Source organism: Staphylococcus pasteuri (assembly GCF_030547725.1).
GTDB lineage: Bacteria > Bacillota > Bacilli > Staphylococcales > Staphylococcaceae > Staphylococcus > Staphylococcus pasteuri.
Window position 1 is genome coordinate 1 of record NZ_JAUOQO010000549.1, and the last position, 257, is coordinate 257.

The 257-nt window shown below is 42.4% G+C and carries 1 pseudogene; it reads right to left on the reverse strand.

The window, feature by feature from the left end:
• Window positions 1-181 (reverse strand): annotated as a pseudogene (locus Q4528_RS14685) (glutamine-hydrolyzing GMP synthase); the annotation flags it as partial.
• Window positions 182-257: the final 76 nt, after the last annotated feature.

Here is a 257-nt window from a genome sequence, read left to right on the forward strand (position 1 = left end):
GTGCTAGCCACTTGGCATTTTTTAGCTTTTTCGATTCTTCATCAAATACATCAATGAATACGTGGCCAATAATCTTACGTTTCTTCTCTGGGTCACTCTCACCGGCCATCGCTTCTAAAAAGCGACTTTCTGCGTTTACGAGAACAATATTAAGACCGAAGTGGTTACCAAACATGTCCATGACTTGCTGGCCTTCGTTTAAGCGTAGTAATCCATTGTCTACAAATACACAGGTAAGCTTGTCGCCTATAGCACGC